18 protein-coding genes are annotated in these 17213 nt (G+C 41.8%); 16 read left to right on the plus strand and 2 right to left on the minus strand.

The features are described from left to right. Positions 1–159: 159 nt before the first annotated feature. A complete protein-coding gene (locus tag ACFS5O_RS07575; RefSeq protein ID WP_379838915.1) occupies positions 160–1185 on the minus strand; it encodes a redoxin domain-containing protein in 1026 nt (341 codons plus the stop codon). A gap of 407 nt (positions 1186–1592) precedes the next feature. Beyond that, on the minus strand, positions 1593–2648 hold the full coding sequence (gene cax, locus ACFS5O_RS07580) for a calcium/proton exchanger (protein ID WP_205725360.1): 1056 nt from the start codon (positions 2646–2648) through the stop codon (positions 1593–1595). 265 nt (positions 2649–2913) lie between these two features. On the opposite strand from cax, the gene ACFS5O_RS07585 reads away from it, so the two are divergent. The 16 genes from ACFS5O_RS07585 to ACFS5O_RS07660 all read left to right on the plus strand — a co-directional run bounded on the left by ACFS5O_RS07585 (position 2914) and on the right by ACFS5O_RS07660 (position 17081). After that, on the plus strand, positions 2914–4098 hold the full coding sequence (locus ACFS5O_RS07585; protein ID WP_205725361.1) for an ATP phosphoribosyltransferase regulatory subunit: 1185 nt from the start codon (positions 2914–2916) through the stop codon (positions 4096–4098). Beyond that, entirely contained in the window at positions 4095–4739 is a 645-nt protein-coding gene (gene hisG / locus ACFS5O_RS07590) for an ATP phosphoribosyltransferase (protein WP_205725362.1), read from the plus strand. The genes ACFS5O_RS07585 and hisG overlap by 4 nt, the downstream gene beginning before the upstream one ends. Continuing rightward, a complete protein-coding gene (gene hisD, locus ACFS5O_RS07595; protein ID WP_205725363.1) occupies positions 4736–6007 on the plus strand; it encodes a histidinol dehydrogenase in 1272 nt (423 codons plus the stop codon). The genes hisG and hisD overlap by 4 nt, the downstream gene beginning before the upstream one ends. Then, complete coding sequence (hisB, locus tag ACFS5O_RS07600; protein WP_318300137.1) at positions 6008–6604, plus strand: imidazoleglycerol-phosphate dehydratase HisB; 597 nt, start codon at positions 6008–6010, stop codon at positions 6602–6604. Position 6605: 1 nt separating this feature from the next. Further along, a complete protein-coding gene (gene hisH / locus ACFS5O_RS07605) occupies positions 6606–7247 on the plus strand; it encodes an imidazole glycerol phosphate synthase subunit HisH (RefSeq protein ID WP_205725364.1) in 642 nt (213 codons plus the stop codon). Then, positions 7244–7975, plus strand: coding sequence for a 1-(5-phosphoribosyl)-5-[(5-phosphoribosylamino)methylideneamino]imidazole-4-carboxamide isomerase (gene hisA / locus ACFS5O_RS07610; protein WP_205725365.1), 732 nt, complete (start codon positions 7244–7246; stop codon positions 7973–7975). Before hisH ends, hisA begins: the two co-directional genes overlap by 4 nt. Continuing rightward, complete coding sequence (gene hisF, locus ACFS5O_RS07615; protein ID WP_205725366.1) at positions 7975–8733, plus strand: imidazole glycerol phosphate synthase subunit HisF; 759 nt, start codon at positions 7975–7977, stop codon at positions 8731–8733. The genes hisA and hisF overlap by 1 nt, the downstream gene beginning before the upstream one ends. Further along, entirely contained in the window at positions 8730–9374 is a 645-nt protein-coding gene (gene hisIE / locus ACFS5O_RS07620) for a bifunctional phosphoribosyl-AMP cyclohydrolase/phosphoribosyl-ATP diphosphatase HisIE (protein ID WP_205725367.1), read from the plus strand. Before hisF ends, hisIE begins: the two co-directional genes overlap by 4 nt. A gap of 416 nt (positions 9375–9790) precedes the next feature. Continuing rightward, positions 9791–11416 (plus strand): tetratricopeptide repeat protein, encoded by a 1626-nt coding sequence (locus ACFS5O_RS07625; protein WP_205725368.1) that lies wholly within the window; start codon positions 9791–9793, stop codon positions 11414–11416. Between the two features lie 84 nt (positions 11417–11500). After that, positions 11501–12457 carry a thioredoxin-disulfide reductase gene (trxB, locus tag ACFS5O_RS07630; protein ID WP_205725369.1) on the plus strand — a complete coding sequence of 319 codons (957 nt, stop codon included), beginning with the start codon at positions 11501–11503 and terminating at the stop codon, positions 12455–12457. A 567-nt stretch (positions 12458–13024) separates the two neighbouring features. Beyond that, complete coding sequence (locus tag ACFS5O_RS07635; protein ID WP_066397616.1) at positions 13025–13483, plus strand: NUDIX hydrolase; 459 nt, start codon at positions 13025–13027, stop codon at positions 13481–13483. A gap of 51 nt (positions 13484–13534) precedes the next feature. Continuing rightward, entirely contained in the window at positions 13535–14410 is an 876-nt protein-coding gene (gene rapZ / locus ACFS5O_RS07640) for an RNase adapter RapZ (RefSeq protein ID WP_144698094.1), read from the plus strand. After that, on the plus strand, positions 14411–15361 hold the full coding sequence (locus ACFS5O_RS07645) for a gluconeogenesis factor YvcK family protein (RefSeq protein WP_066397612.1): 951 nt from the start codon (positions 14411–14413) through the stop codon (positions 15359–15361). Between the two features lie 40 nt (positions 15362–15401). Next, positions 15402–16343, plus strand: coding sequence for a DNA-binding protein WhiA (gene whiA / locus ACFS5O_RS07650; protein WP_066397610.1), 942 nt, complete (start codon positions 15402–15404; stop codon positions 16341–16343). Between the two features lie 39 nt (positions 16344–16382). Beyond that, complete coding sequence (locus tag ACFS5O_RS07655) at positions 16383–16640, plus strand: HPr family phosphocarrier protein (RefSeq protein WP_205725370.1); 258 nt, start codon at positions 16383–16385, stop codon at positions 16638–16640. A 141-nt stretch (positions 16641–16781) separates the two neighbouring features. Beyond that, positions 16782–17081 carry a hypothetical protein gene (locus ACFS5O_RS07660; RefSeq protein ID WP_205725371.1) on the plus strand — a complete coding sequence of 100 codons (300 nt, stop codon included), beginning with the start codon at positions 16782–16784 and terminating at the stop codon, positions 17079–17081. Positions 17082–17213 lie beyond the last annotated feature (132 nt).

Consider the following 17213-nt stretch of genomic DNA (forward strand, 5'->3'; position numbering starts at 1 on the left):
AAATTATGGATGCTATCCGTGAATATAATGGTCATTACCGTGAATAAAAAAGAGATTACCATGAAATTGTGCACTTTTACATCTATGTATCGAAAGAAAACTGGCTGATACCCCACACGAAAAGGGAATGTAGCCAGTTTTCTTTCGTAATACCTTCATTTATTGAGCATTCTTATAAAATTCTTCCATCATATCGTAGCTCATCGGACCGATATGTTTTTGTTCAATGATTCCTTTTTTATTAATAATAAAAGTAGTCGGAATCGTGACCGTTTTGTACGTATTTCCGACTTTACCGTCTGGATCTAATAAGACCGGAAAGTTCAACTTGTATGATTGCGCAAACTTTTTTACTTCTTTTTCAGAGTCGCTGTCTGTTAAGTTCACAGCGAAGATTTCTACTTTCTTAGAAGAGTGGTCTCTATAGAAACGAACCATTTCAGGCATTTCTGCACGACAAGGTGGACACCATGTAGCCCAAAGGTTAACGAAAACGACCTTTCCTTTGAGATCTGATAGCTTTACGGTTTCGCCTTCAATCGTTTTTAATTCAAAGTTCGGTGCACGGTCACCTTTTTTGATTCCGTAGGATGCTGCCTCTACGGCTTCTTTATTCGTTTTTTGCCCACCGAGCGGGGAATTTGTTAGCACGGAAAAGAAGAGTGCAGTGACTAACATAGACAGAACGGTTTTTCTGATCTCAAACGAACCCTTCGTATATAAGTAAATGGAGAGAATCAAAAAGAACAAGGAGGTCAACCCGTCAGCTAAAAGTGTAGTTGACGCAAAATGAGCACCATAATAAGCAGCGAAGTATAACGTTAACCCTAATATACCAATATAAAATAACCTGCTTTTATCAAGCTCACGTTTACTCGCAGCCCCAAGAATGTAGAGAATGGAGCCGATGATTCCTAGAACAATTCCTGTTTCTCCTCCATTAAAATACAAGATACTTGTGGGGTGCTTGATGATCAGCAGGGGATGCAAAACAGCATAACTGAACTTCCAAACCAATAGAAAAATTCCCACAGCATTACTCAATACGTCTAACAGTTGCTTTTTGTCAGGTTCTTTTCTTATTTTCACAAACAATATGCCATACGCAATCAATGCTGATCCCAAAATGGCTAGCCAAACCATCTTTACAGGAAAAGATCCGATCGTTAAATAATCCGTCATCATAACCCCCACCTTAAACTTGTCCTCTATTCTAAACTTTATCAGAGTTTAGTCTTTTTTATTCCAAATTTACTTGTTTCATATAAAAAACCAGTGAAGGATTACTCCCTGCACTGGTCCTATACTACATTTCTTTTTTACATACTTCTTCTTTGGCTTTTGAATTTTTTTACTTCTTTGACTGGTGATTGTAATGAAAGGTGCGTGCCTACCACTTGAAATACATCTCGTAAGGCATGCGACGAGGAAGCTTACTCCGGTAGCCTTAACTTTTAGACGCAGGAGCAAGGATCCTCTAGTGTCGAGCAGTCCAAGAAGTTAATGTGGCTCACCGCCTGCCCCGCGGAAAGCGAGCAACCTGGAATGGAAATCAACTGCTTTCAAAAGCAACAATGAATACGAAACAGCCTTTATAAAAGATAAAACCCGACTCCCATGATCAAGTAAGCGGCAAGGAGAGTGAGCCCTTCAAACCAGTTCGTATCGCCATCACTTGTTAACGAAATCGTTAAGAATACAGCGAGGACCATCGCTACAAGCTCAGGAAGCGTAAAGACAAGTGCCATCGATTTTTCAAAGAATAACGAAACCAACACGAGTAGTGGAGCGACAAACATTGCGATCTGAAGTGTTGAGCCGATGGCAATCTCTACAGCAACATTCATTTTGTTCTTATATGCCATGATGATCGCTGAAGCATGTTCAGCTGCGTTCCCGACGATTGCAACGATGATGATTCCGATGAACACTTCACTCCAGCCGAGCGTTCTTCCTACTTCTTCAAACGTATGAACGAGCTTTTCAGAAACATAAGCAACGGCAAGAGTAGCAAGAGCAAGGACGATTAGAGCTTTCCACTTACTCCATTCTGCTGTTTCATCCCCATGAGCCACATCATGTTCTGATTGATAGACACCGCGGTGAGTAACGAGCTTGAACAAAAGTGCTGCTACATAAAGAATAATCATGATTACTGAAACCCATACACTTAAGGTGAGTGAATCGGCGTCGTTCAGTTTATAAGAAAACACCTCAGGGAAAACAAAAGCGACTACAACAGCAAAAATGAGTAGCCCCGCGTTATGGCGTGCATCATATATGTTGAATTTTTGCTGTTTATACTTTAAACCGCCGATAAAAAACGATAAGCCTCCGACTAGTAAAAGATTACCGAGTACAGAACCAGTCAAAGACGCTAATACTACACTTATCAAACCTGCTTTTAATGCAAAGATTGAAATGATGAGCTCGACCGCATTACCGAAAGTAGCGTTAAGTAAGCCGCCGATTCTTGGACCAGCAATGATCGCTAAGCTTTCCGTGGCGCGTCCCATGTAACCGGCTAGTGCGATAATCGTTGCACAATAGATTACAAAAAGTAAGACAGCTGGCCAATGCATGAGGCTGCCGATAACAGATAGTGGTACACCAATGATGATAGCAATAAAAAATATGCGATTAAACAAGACGCATTCCATCCTTTCCTATGTATTTATTTCTACATACTATTCCCTGAAATCTGTTTTCTTAACTCCTAAAAGGAAACATGGTTTTTGTGTGAATTGGTTGACAGTTTCGACAAGGACGTGTAGACTTACAACTAAATCTTTATCATGGTAGTATATTAGCGAACTAAAGTGTTCGGGTGGAATGGTTTGTTTCTGCACTAAGCACTTATTTCATAAAAACAATACTTAATCTATTCATTTCACAAATAAAGGATGAAGGATCATGTCAAAACCGTTTGTGTTTGAAAAACCAGCAGGTATGCGGGATACACTTCCTGCCTTTTATCAAAAAAATGAAGACATCAAAAATAAAATCAAACAAGAGATGGAGTCTTGGGGTTATCAATTCATTCAGACTCCTACTTTGGAATATCACGATACGGTAGGGGAAGCCTCCGCAATTTTAGATCAACAATTGTTCAAACTGCTTGATATGGAAGGAAAAACATTGGTGCTCCGACCGGATATGACAGCCCCGATTGCAAGGGTCGTGTCATCAAGCATGAAGCATGTAGCTTATCCGCTTCGCCTCGCATACAGTTCTCCCGTTTTCAGAGCGCAACAGCGAGAAGGGGGAAGACCAGCAGAATTTGAACAAGTCGGTATCGAATTGATCGGTGAAGGAACGGCAAGTGCTGAAGCTGAAGCACTTGCACTCATGTCTGAAGTATTCAAAAAGAACGAAATTGCTGGATTTACCGTGGCGGTTGGACATATTGGATTTGTGCAAGAACTTCTTTCTGACATTTTAGGAAATGATGATCGAGCAGGAGAACTGTTGCGTTATTTAAACGAGAAAAATTATGTGGGTTACACATCACATGTGAAAAAGCTACCTCTTTCTTCTATTGATACAAAACGGTTATTAAAACTGTTGGACTTAAGAGGTGGGATCGAAGTACTTGATGAAGCTTCTTCATTAAACCCGAACAGAAGAGGCCAGCAGACTTTACAAGAATTAGAAGATCTGTACCACCTCTTAGAAGATTATGATGCAGCACAAAATATTGTCTTTGATTTTACGCTGTTCAGTCACATGAGTTATTACACCGGCATCGTGTTTGAGGGTTACGGAGCAGGAATCGGGGCACCAATCGCAAGCGGAGGACGCTATGATGATCTGCTCAGTCGTTTTGATCGGAAAGCTCCAGCTATTGGTTTTGCGATTCGGATGGACTATTTTGTAGAAGCGCTAGGAAAGAAAAGTGATGATACGAGGAGACAATGCATTCTATACACAGATGAACGAAGAAAAGAGGCGCTAAAGCTGGCGAGAGATAAGCGCAGTGAAGGCAAGCGTGTTGTGATGCAGAATCTATCAGGAGTTAAAAATGTAGATGAATTTAGCAAACGATTTGATGATGTGCATTATTTAATCGGAACACAGCAAGGAGAGGACTTTTCATGAGTACGGTGTTAACGATGGCGATGCCTAAAGGGAGAATATTTGAAGAAGCAGTCGATCTTCTGAGACAAGCTGGATATCCGCTTCCCCCCGAATTCGATGAATCGAGAAAATTAATCATTGATGCACCAGAAGCAGGCCTTCGGTTCATTTTAGCAAAGCCGATGGATGTTCCTACTTATGTAGAGCATGGTGTAGCTGATATCGGAATCGCTGGGAAAGATGTGATGCTTGAGGAAGAGCGTGATGTTTATGAAGTGCTCGACCTAAAGATCTCAGAATGTTATCTCGCAGTTGCAGGACTTCCGAACGGACATGATCAAAGAGTTGCACCGAAGATCGCTTCAAAGTATCCGAATGTGGCTTCTCATTATTTTAGAGAACAGGGTCAGCAAGTAGAAGTAATCAAATTAAACGGATCGATCGAACTTGCTCCACTCATCGGTTTAGCAGATCGCATTGTAGATATCGTTTCAACAGGTCGGACGTTGAAAGAAAACGGTCTTGTTGAACTTGAGAAGATAGCTGATATAACGTCGAGGTTGATCGTAAATCCGGCTAGCTATAGATTGCATGCTGTACGCATTAATGATCTTGTTGAGCGACTTCGAACACTGGTTGAAAGCAAGGAGGAAGTTCAATGAAAATAGTACCCGTCTCTGAACTTGAAAACTTAGAGAGAAGCGTTGAACAAAACACAGAAAAACAAAGAAAAGCGGTTCTCGATATCTTACAAAATGTAAAAACAAAGGGTGACGAAGCCCTTTTTCAATATACTGAAACTTTTGATGGTGTTTCTCTCTCTTCTCTTGAAGTAACAAAGAATGAAATAGATGAAGCAATCTCATCTCTTGATTCTAAGATGGTAGAAATCATTTTAGAAGCAGCAGAAAACATTCGTGAATATCACGAAAAGCAACGCCGGCAGTCATGGTTCTTCACACGTGAAGATGGAACACTTTTAGGTCAAAAAGTAACACCGCTTGATTCTGTAGGTGTTTATGTACCCGGTGGAACAGCCGCCTATCCATCTTCTGTGTTGATGGGCGTTATTCCAGCTGTTGTTGCTGGAGTAGAGGAAATCATACTCGTGTCACCACCGGGAAAAGACGGAAAACTCCCATCTGCTGTGTTGGCTGCAGCTTCCATTGCCGGAGTTAAACGGATGTTTAAAATCGGTGGCGCACAAGCGATCGGAGCTCTAGCATATGGAACAAAATCGGTTCCGAAAACGGATAAGATCGTTGGGCCGGGTAACATTTATGTTGCACTAGCAAAACGGGAAGTTTTTGGGGTATGTGATATTGATATGATCGCAGGGCCGAGCGAAATTGCAGTTCTTGCCGATGAAACCGCAAACGCTCGTTACATTGCGGCAGACCTTTTATCACAAGCAGAACACGATCCCCGATCGGCAGCAGTATTGGTTACGACTTCAAACGTGTTAGCTAAGGAAGTTTCTGTGGAAGTAGAGTCACAATTAGCTGAACTCCCAAGGAAAGAGATCGCGATGGAAGCAATCAGAGATTATGGAGTCATCTATATCGTGAATTCACTTGAAGAGGGTGCAGAAGTGATCAACCAGATCGCACCCGAGCACCTTGAGATCATGACGAAAGATCCGATGAGTCTTCTCGGTAAAATAAAACACGCGGGTGCTATATTTTTAGGTGAATATAGCTCAGAACCTGTAGGAGATTATTTTGCAGGAAGCAATCATGTTCTTCCGACAAGTGGAACAGCGCGCTTTTCAAGTCCGCTTAACGTAGATGATTTTACAAAAAAATCAAGTGTGATTCGATATAGTGAACAAGCACTAAAAGAAAACGGACAGAAGATATCAGCTTTTGCTCGCCTAGAAGGACTTGAAGCACATGCGAGAGCGATTGATGTTCGACTGGAGGACAAGTAGATGGATAATCAAGTGCGACAACATACGATCGAAAGAAATACGAAAGAGACTCAGATCAGCTTAGCTCTTAATATTGATGGAGAAGGACAAGCTGATATTCAAACGCCTGTCCCATTTCTAAACCACATGCTAGACGCGATCGCACGTCACGGACATTTTGATCTTACTGTAAACGCTGCTGGAGATGTGGAGATTGATGACCATCATACAACAGAAGACGTTGGCATCTGCCTTGGTCAAGCCATTCAGGGAGCTCTTGGTGACAAGCGAGGAATTAAGAGATACGGCAATGCGTTTGTACCAATGGATGAAACGCTCGCTCAAGTTGTGATCGATCTGTCGAATCGTCCTCACCTTGAATTTCGTGCAGAATTTCCAAGTCAAAAAGTAGGAACGTTTGATACAGAACTCGTCCATGAATTCTTCTGGAAGCTCGCGTTGGAGGCTAGAATGAACCTTCATGTGATCGTTCACTATGGCTCGAACACACATCACATCATCGAAGCCATATTTAAAGCTTTTACAAAAGCGTTAGACGAAGCCACACAGATCGACCCTCGTGTAAAAGGAGTGCCTTCTACGAAAGGAATGTTATAAAATGATCGGAATCATTGACTACGGAATGGGCAATCTGCACTCTGTCTGTTCTGCACTAAAAAGAATCAATCAGCCTTACATTCTTTCAGGAAATGTAGAAGAACTTCGGAAAACGGATGGGCTTTTGTTACCGGGAGTCGGTTCTTTTAAAGATGCGATGACGGAGCTTGAGAAGACGGGTCTTGCGGATTTTATAAAAAAAGAAGCTAAGAGTGGAAAGCCTTTGATGGGAATCTGTTTAGGCATGCAACTGCTCTTCGAAGGAAGCAGTGAGAACGGCTTAACAAAAGGGCTTGGTTTACTCCCAGGGAGAGTAGAGCGTTTTACAGGCAAAACGAGTGACGGCCGTTCCTATAAAGTGCCACATATGGGGTGGAACCATTTAAACTTTTTGCAGAGCGATCAGCCGTTATTAAAAGATATAGACGAAGGGTATGTTTATTTCGTCCATTCCTTTGTTGTACAAACTGAAAATCGAGAGGTACTGGCCGCGGTCGCTCATTATGAGGACGTTGAAGTTCCAGCTGTAGTTGGAAGCGGCAGAATCATGGGGACGCAGTTTCACCCTGAAAAAAGTTCAGAGACGGGCATGAGCATGCTGCAAAACTTTTGCCGTTTTGTTGAGGAGGGAAAACAGAGATGAATGAATTTGTATTATACCCAGCGATTGACATGCGCAATGGTAAATGCGTTAGGTTGATGCAAGGTGATTATGAACAAGAAACAATCTATGGAGATTCTCCTTTTGATATGGCAAAACAGTTTGCAGATCAAGGTGCAGAATGGATTCACATGGTAGATCTTGATGGCGCGAAAGACGGAAAGAAGATTAATCACGAGCACGTATTGCGTGTTGCAAAAGAACTCCCTGCAAAGGTCCAAATCGGTGGAGGTATTCGTTCGATGGAAGACGTTTCGTATTACTTAGACGCTGGAGTTGATCGAGTGATTTTAGGTAGTGCGGCGGTTTCAAATCCTGAATTTGTTAGAGAAGCGTTGCGGGAATACGGTGGATCGAGGATAGCGATCGGTTTAGATGCACGTGATGGATTTGTAGCAACTGAAGGATGGTTAGAAACGTCTCACATCAAAGCAGTTGATCTAGCGAAAAGATTAGTAGAGGAAGGTGCTGAAACGTTTATTTTCACTGACATCTCAAAAGACGGTATGCTGCAGGGACCTAACGTTGAAGCGATCGGAGAATTAGCGAGCATCACTGGAAAAGAAGTGATCGCATCAGGTGGTGTGAGTTCACTTGATGATCTTGTTCGTTTGAAAGCTGATGAACGGAAAATCGCAGGTGCAATTATAGGAAAAGCTCTATATACGAATCAATTCACGTTGCCTGAAGCGTTAGGAAGTGTGAAATAATGCTTACGAAAAGAATCATTCCTTGTTTAGACGTTAAGGAAGGCAGAGTAGTCAAAGGCATTCAGTTTCTTAACTTAGTCGATGCTGGTGACCCTGTTGAACTAGCGAGATTTTATGATGAAGAAGGAGCAGATGAGCTCGTTTTTCTTGATATATCAGCTAGTCATGAAGGACGGGATACGATGGTCGAAGTCGTTGAACGAGTTGCAGCAGAACTTGCGATTCCATTCACTGTCGGTGGTGGTATCAATAAACTTCAAGATATGAAACGTGTGTTACGGGCAGGGGCTGACAAAGTTTCAGTGAATACAGCTGCGGTATTGAGACCAGAACTTATCACAGAAGGATCAGATTATTTTGGTGCCCAATGCATCGTTGTCGCGATCGATGCTAAGTATGACGAAGAGTTAGAATCATGGCGCGTATATACGCATGGAGGTCGCAAACCCACTCAATGGGAAGTCACGGAGTGGGCGCGAGAGGCAGTAAATCGTGGTGCTGGAGAAATTCTGTTGACCAGCATGGATAAAGATGGAGAAAAGTCTGGATTCAATTTAGAATTAACGAAAGCAGTGAGTGAGGCAGTAACCGTTCCAGTTATCGCGTCAGGCGGAGCTGGGTCTTCCGAGCATTTTAACGATGCGTTTACAATTGGTAAAGCAGATGCTGCACTAGCTGCAAGTATCTTTCATTATAAAGAAACATCGATTGCAGAGGTAAAAGCAGAATTGCGAAAGTTAGGGGTGTCTGTTCGATGAATTTAGAAAAACTGAAATTTGATGAAAAAGGACTGATTCCTGCCGTAGTCCAGGATGTTCAATCAAAAGAAGTATTAACGGTCGCATATATGAATCGAGAATCAATTGAAAAAACGATCGAAATTGGCGAAACGGTATTCTTTTCAAGATCACGACAAGCTTTATGGCACAAAGGTGAAACTTCCGGAAATACACAAAAAGTTAGAAGCATTCGCTATGATTGTGATCAAGACGCTTTGGTCGTGCTTGTGGAGCCCCAAGGTCCAGCTTGTCACACAGGCGCATATAGTTGTTTTTCAGAAACGCTATATGAGAAGGATGTACGAGTGGATGCGCCAAACCCTGATCGATATAGAATTTTAACAGAACTTCAAGAGATTATCGCAAAACGAGAGCATGAGATGCCAGAAGGTGCTTACACAACCTATCTTTTTGAACATGGAGTCGATAAGATTCTGAAGAAAGTTGGAGAAGAAGCAGGAGAAGTGATCATCGCTGCAAAAAATCGTGATGCGGAAGAACTGAAATGGGAAGTTTCTGATCTTTTTTATCATGTTTTGGTTCTGTTACAGGAGCAGAAGGTGCCTTTAGACGAAATTTTGGCCACATTAAAGGAAAGACATACGAAAAAGGACAACTGAGGTGAATATCTCGGTTGTCTTTGTGTGTTTTTCTTTCGTTAAAGGGATTTATGATCGATTCCAGAGATTTATGATCGATTCCAGAGATTTATGATCGATTCCAGAGATTTATGAGCGATTCCAGACTTTTATGATCGATAGCAGAGATTTATGATTGGTTTCAGACTTTCAGAATCGATTCTTGAAATTTCTAATCGATTGCTAAATTCACTTCCCATAGAGAACCCACTCACTTTCCGCATACCTACTGCATCCATGCCTAAAATTCATTTTTTGTCGAAAGTTTCCTGCACATTATTTACAGTCTAAGGGGTGTTAGTCACTATTGCCTGTGTTATAATTTTTTGGTTGAAAACTTTGTAAACGGAACGATATAGAAGTATATAAGTTTACATAAGTAGATGGAGGAACCAAATATGCATAAACAAAAACGGGCCAGTGCAGCTAGCGGCCGTGTTCTTCCCTTTATCCAGGATGGGGATTACTTTTTTGAAAAAGGAATAAAAGCCTATAACAGGCGTGATCTATATACAGCAAAAAAAATGTTTGAACGGGCCGTTACTTTCCAGCCGGAAGAGCCCTCTTTTTTATGTCAGCTTGCTTCTACGCTCGCTGAGATCGGGGAATATGAAGAATCTAATAAGTACTTGCTGAACGCTTTAGAACAGTCTGGCTCTGATCTTTCAGAATGTCATTTCTTTCTTGCGAATAATTTTGCGCACTTAGGCATGTATGGTGATGCCGAAGAACATGCTCGTTTATATATGGCGATTGATCCTAACGGTGAATTTGTGGAAGATACACAAGAACTGTTAGATCTTATCTCACTCGAAACAGGAAGCAAGACTTCTAGCTTGCCCCTTTCAACCGAAGAAGAGCTGATTAAGCTTCATGATGAAGCGAGGCAGTCGATCGAACGAGGAGATCTACCACTTGCGCAACAACAGTTAAGAGAGATCATTTCGAATCATCCTAAGTTTTGGGCGGCGTATAATAACTTAGCACTCACTCATTTTTATAAGAGCGAGTTTGATGAAGCGATGGATGTTCTTCAAGATGTGCTAGATAAGAATCCAGGTAATTTAAACGCACTTTGCAACCTTGCTATTTTTCTGTTCCATTTAGGGATGGATGAACCTGGTGGTAAGCTTTTGGAACGCTTAAAAACGGTGCATCCAATGCATCCTGAACATCGTTATAAACTAGGAAATACGTTTGGTTTATTAGAAGAGCATTTGTATGCGAATAAATGGCTACAGTCTCTTCGAAAATCGTCATTTGTATACGATCCTGTGACCACACATATGTTAGCGGTGTCGTACTATGCACTCGGACAAAAGGACCTTTCTCTTAAAACTTGGAAAAAGGTAATCGATCTTGATCCTGAAGGTCATGTTGCTCCTTTTTATATGGAAAAGGCGCAGAATGATGAACTGACAATAACAGGCGGGGACTATCAATACCGCATTCCGACTAACAATCAGAACAAACCGAAAAAAGATCGCCAAGTGAAGGCGATGGAACATATTCAGCAAGTTCGTAAAGGACTGGAAAAAAACAAAATTACGCATTTATTTCTTCTTAGAGGGAATAAAAATGAAGAGGCTTATGAGACGCTTCGTGATTTTTGTCTTAGAAAAGAAGAGTCGTTACTTGTAAAAGAGATCGCGGCAACGATCATGCTCGAACATCAGCCAGAACGAGCTGTGAAACTTGTTCATGATGATACTTCTGTAGAAGTGACTACAGCATCTGAGATTATCAGTATGGCAATGGATGTTCTTCTTTCTGTAAAAGAGATGGGTTCTACGCTTGATGAACATGTTTTATTTTACTGGGCAGAAGCTATTAAGTTTGCAGAAACGACTGGCGAGCGAATCTTTGATAACCAAAAAGCCATTGCTGCGGCAATCGATCACTTAGCTCGTAAGCAAAAAGGGCGTTCTACTCAAAAAGGAGTTGCTGAGCAATACGAGATCACCGTTTCTGTATTGTCTTTGCGCATAAAAAAACTAATTAGTTGGGTGAACCGCAACGTTTGAGCAGAATGATGGACTTTACTCCTATGTGCGAATAGGATAGAGATATAGTAAATAAGAATTTCCTTATATAAGGAGTGGGCATGAATGACTGAAGAAAGAATTTATGATGTAGCTATTCTTGGTGCAGGACCAGCTGGTATGACTGCAGCGGTTTATACATCACGCGCGAACTTGGATACGATCATGATCGAAAGAGGTATCCCGGGCGGACAGATGGCTAATACGGAAGATGTAGAAAACTATCCTGGTTTTGATCACATTCTTGGACCAGAACTTTCTAACAAAATGTTTGAGCACGCAAAAAAATTCGGTGCTGAATATGCTTATGGAGATGTAAAAGAAATCGTCGATGGCGAAGAGTACAAGACGATTCATGCAGGAAGCAAAACGTACAAAGCGCGTTCAATCATCATCTCAACAGGTGCTGAATATAAGAAACTAGGCATTCCAGGTGAAAAAGAATTCTCTGGACGCGGCGTTTCTTATTGTGCGGTATGTGATGGTGCATTCTTTAAGAACCGCGAATTAGTCGTTGTCGGCGGCGGTGACTCTGCTGTTGAAGAGGGTGTTTACCTGACTCGTTTCGCTTCTAAAGTAACGATCGTTCATAGACGTGACAAACTTCGTGCACAAAAGATCCTTCAACAACGTGCGTTTGATAACGATAAGATCGATTTTATCTGGAATCATTCAGTTAAAGAGATTCACGGTGAAAACAACAAAGTGAACAAAGTGACGTTAGTTCATTCTGAAACAGGTGAAGAACAAGATTTCTCAGCAGATGGTGTGTTCATCTATATCGGAATGCTGCCACTTAACGCTGCGTTTAAAAATCTTGGCATCACGAATGAAAACGGGTATGTAGAAACGAACGAACAGATGGAAACTAGAATTCCTGGTATCTTTGCAGCAGGAGATATTCGTGAAAAAACACTTCGTCAAATCGTTACAGCTACAGGTGATGGAAGTATCGCTGCACAAGCGGCTCAACACTACGTGGAAACTTTAACGGAGAAGTTAAAAAACGTAACTTCCAATTAATGTGATTGTAACAGTGATGAAATAATTGTGGGGTATATTAAAAATAAGAAATTGACCCCCTTTTTATAAAGGCAAGACTTTGACACGGAGCTATGCTTCGTGTCCTTTTTTTATGGGTTAATTTATGCGAAGAAGTGGTTGATTTCCGCTCCAGGTGTTACGCTGTCCGCGGGGCAGGCGGTGAGCCACATTTGTTCGTTTCACTCTTAAGTGTCTCACCTGCCCGCCTGTCCCGCAGGAGTCTCACACCTTGCGCTCCAATCAACTTTGCCAAAGAAGAAGAAATGCCTGAAAGCTAGCTTTTAGTTTAAGGATTTCGATTTAAACAAGCGATCAAAGTGAACGGAGTACTTTGCTCAGAAGCTCCTCAGTTAAATGTCGCAAAGGTCTTAGCCCGTAATGAAATAATTGCTTTAATTTAATAGATTCTTTTTTCACATAATAAGAAAAGCAAAATACCATAAATTAGAATGCTAAAATACGTCAAACCCTTGAGGCATCTGTATTGTGAGGGGTTACATAATTTAGTATACTAACAAGTAGGACATAGCCCTGAGGTGAAAACAAGTGCAAAGAGTAACAAACTGTGTGTTAATAAGAGATAATCAAGTGCTTTTACTTCAAAAGCCTAGACGGGGCTGGTGGGTAGCACCGGGCGGAAAGATGGAGTCTACCGAGTCTATCCGTGATTCTGTTATTCGAGAGTACCGTGAAGAAACGGGAATCTATCTGAAGAATCCGCAGCTTAAAGGTGTGTTTAATTTTATCATCAAAGAAGGCGACAAAATCGTTTCTGAGTGGATGATGTTTACCTTTTTTGCAACAGACTCTGAAGGTGTTGCACTAGATGAATGTGAAGAAGGGATTCTGTCATGGAAGCCGGTTGAAGAAGTACGTGAGCTTCCGATGGCGCCAGGAGATCACCACATTCTTGACTATATGACAAGTGGCAGCAACATGATTTTTGGCACATTCACATATACACCTGATTTCGAACTGCTTTCATACCGTTTAGACCCTGCATAAGTTTAGACGGGTCGCATAAAAATGGAACATAGCTAACTGGGGGGAAATGGCATGGAAAGACATGATGTACAAATGGTGATTATTACAGGAATGTCAGGGGCCGGGAAGACGGTAGCCATGCAGAGCTTTGAAGATCTAGGCTTTTTCTGTGTTGATAATCTACCACCTGCACTACTCCCTAAATTTGTAGAATTAATGCAAGAATCTGCCGGCAAACTCAACAAGGTGGCACTTGTGATGGACCTTCGTGGGAGAGAGTTTTTCGATCAGTTGTTCTCAACGCTAGATCAACTTGCCATCTCATCCGACGTTCAGCCGCAGATTTTATATTTAGATTGTAAAGATGCAACTCTTGTACGCAGATACAAAGAAACGCGACGTTCTCATCCTTTAGCGAAGAGCGGGAATCCCCTTCAAGGCATCACACAAGAGCGGGAGATGCTCGAAGAATTAAAAGGTAGAGCGCAGCAAGTATTAGATACATCTGACTTAAAGCCTCTTCAGTTACGTGAACGTATCATTCAGCGCTTTTCCGCAAATGCCGCTCATCCGTTCACGATCAACGTGATGTCGTTTGGATTTAAGTATGGAATGCCGATCGACGCTGACTTAGTGTTCGACGTTCGCTTCCTGCCGAATCCGCATTACATCGAACATATGAGACCGCGAACAGGGCTTGAGGCAGATATTTCTGAGTATGTATTAAAATGGCCAGAAACGAACATGTTTTTAGAAAAGCTGCTCGATCTGCTTCAGTTCATGATTCCTCAATATAAAAGAGAAGGCAAGAGTCAGCTGATCATCGGGATTGGATGTACAGGCGGAAAACATCGTTCTGTAGCTCTAGCTGAATACATCGGAAATGCACTTTCCAAAGAATATGTGACATTCAGCTCTCACAGAGATATGGGAAAGGATAAAGTTTAAATGAATAAGCAGCCGAAAGTGGTAGTGCTTGGCGGAGGAACAGGACTCTCTGTTCTTCTTCGCGGTTTGAAGCGCTATCCAGTTGATATCACTGCTATCGTTACGGTTGCAGATGACGGCGGCAGCTCTGGAAGGTTGAGGAGGGATTATGATATGCCTCCTCCTGGTGATGTGCGAAACGTGATCGCCGCGCTTTCTGAAGTGGAACCGCTTGTGGAAAAAATGTTTCAACATAGGTTTAAAGTGGGCGACGGAATTACGGGTCATTCGCTTGGAAACCTGCTTCTTGCGGCCATGCATGATATTACCGGAGATTTTTTAACAGGTATTCGGGAACTTAGCCGCGTTTTAAACGTAAGAGGACAGGTACTGCCTGCAGCGAAAAACAGTATAATTTTATGTGCCGAATTAGAAGATGGTACGATTGTTCAGGGGGAATCTAAGATCCCGCTGTCGAATAAGAAAATCAAACGCGTCTTTTTATCTGATGAAAAGATCGAGCCACTTCGTGAAAGCGTGAAAGCGATTCAAGAAGCAGATCTGATCGTGATCGGACCAGGCAGTTTATATACGAGTATCCTGCCGAATCTTCTAGTGAACGGAATCTCTAATAGCATCCGCGAGGCAACGGCTCCTAGAGTTTATGTATGTAATGTGATGACGCAGCCAGGTGAGACTACAGGCTACACGGCTGGTGATCATATTCAGGCATTGATCGATCATGTGGGGCACAATTTTATTGATGTTGTGATTGCGAACAACGAAAAGATTCCACCAGAATATTTGGATCTATACTTGGAAGAAGGCGCATCACAAGTTCAGTATGATGAGGAACGGTTAAAGTCGTTCGGCATCGGTTTGTTGTGCGACAACATTATTCAATACGGAACGCTTGTCAGACATGATGCACAGCGTGTTTCTGATTTATTGTTAGGACTTATAGAAAAATAGAATAGAGATTGAAATGGATGGAAGAGAGGTGGTGATGCAGGTGTCTTTTGCTGCAGATACAAAAAAAGAATTAACGCAGCTCGAACTGAAAGATTGCTGTAAAAAAGCAGAGTTAGCTGCCTTGATTCGAATGAATGGTTCCATCTCTTTCAGCAACAGAAAATTGATTCTCGATATCCCAACTGAAAATGCTGCTATTGCAAGAAGAATCTATACGTTGATCAAACGTGTATATCCTTATCACGTAGAGCTATTAGTACGAAAAAAGATGCGCTTGAAAAAGAATAATGTCTACATTGTACGTGTTTCAGAAGAATCAAGAGCATTGTTGGAAGATTTGAAGATTATTGACGGAGCTTTTACGTTTACCCGCAACATTGCAGAGGAATTTAATAAGAAAAGCTGCTGCCGCCGTGCATACATGAGAGGGGCTTTCTTAGCAGGGGGTTCAGTAAACCACCCAGAGACAAGCTATCATCTAGAAATTTTCTCGATGTATGAAGAGCATACGGTTGCATTAGCTGAACTGATGAATACGTTTGAACTTAAAGCAAAAGTTCTAGAACGAAAAAAAGGTTATATTATCTATTTAAAAGATGGCGAAAAGATTTCAGAGTTTCTTACTCTAATCGGTGCTCATCATGCTGTATTGTTCTTTGAGGACATCAGGATCTTAAAAGATATGCGTAACTCAGTAAACCGACTGGTGAACTGTGAGACAGCGAACCTGAACAAAACCGTAGGTGCTGCCATGAGACAAGTCGAGAACATCAAATTTATCGACGAACAGGTAGGACTTGAAACACTCCCAGATAAGCTGCGTGAGATCGCGCAACTAAGAGTCACCCATCAAGAAATTACTTTGAAAGAGCTAGGTGAGATGGTATCTTCCGGCCCTGTAAGTAAATCAGGTGTTAACCACCGATTACGCAAGATTGACGAGATCGCAACGAAAATTAGAAACGGTCAACCCATCCATTGATGTTTCATAGAGAGATAAGGTTAGAGGAGGTAAGGTAGAATGGTTGAAAAGAAAGTAACCGTGCAGTTGAAGAGCGGACTGCAAGCACGCCCAGCAGCATTGTTCGTCCAAGAAGCAAACCGTTACACATCTAATGTATTTGTCGAGAAGGAAGGCAAGAAAGTGAACGCGAAGAGCATCATGGGAATCATGAGCTTAGCTGTAGGATCTGGCAGTGAGCTTGTACTCGCTGTTGATGGCCCTGATGAGAATGAAGCTGTCGAAGCCCTAGCAGCTTTTGTTTCCAAAGCAGAATAGTAGGGGTCTGACCCCAGACAATTACAAACCGCTATTTTGTCCTTATGGAAAGGACAAAATAGCGGTTTTTTCAATTTACCAGGGTTGGCCACCATCGATCTCTCTATATACTGTATTAGAGGAAAAAGGGAGGCGATTCTTTTGCATCACACAAGTTTCATGCATGACTGGTCGTTTGCCGCAGGATTAACAATTGTAAATATCCTTTTGACACTCTACTTGATTAAACCTCGAAGAAGCACAGCGCGTTTGATCTTTTGGGTTCTCATGTTAATTTTTATTTTTCTATATCCTTTGGCATTGGCAGGATTTTCGCTGCTAGGTCCAACTAGTTCTGGATTGTTTCTTGGCCTCGCTTTTATGATTACGATCATATACAGCCTTATCTTATTTTTTAGCGTTTGCTGGGTGTGGGTGATTCGACATTCTTTCTATCGTTAAATATCGCTATAAAAACTACATCAAATCGCTCATTTTAAACAGAGATCTCTCCGCAATTGAGAGTTGACAACATAGGGGGAACCCTATATATTAATCACTAATCAGGAGAATAGTTAGAGTTGAGATGAGTGG

It is taken from the genome of Fictibacillus nanhaiensis, from assembly GCF_042686385.1.
GTDB lineage: Bacteria > Bacillota > Bacilli > Bacillales > Fictibacillaceae > Fictibacillus > Fictibacillus nanhaiensis.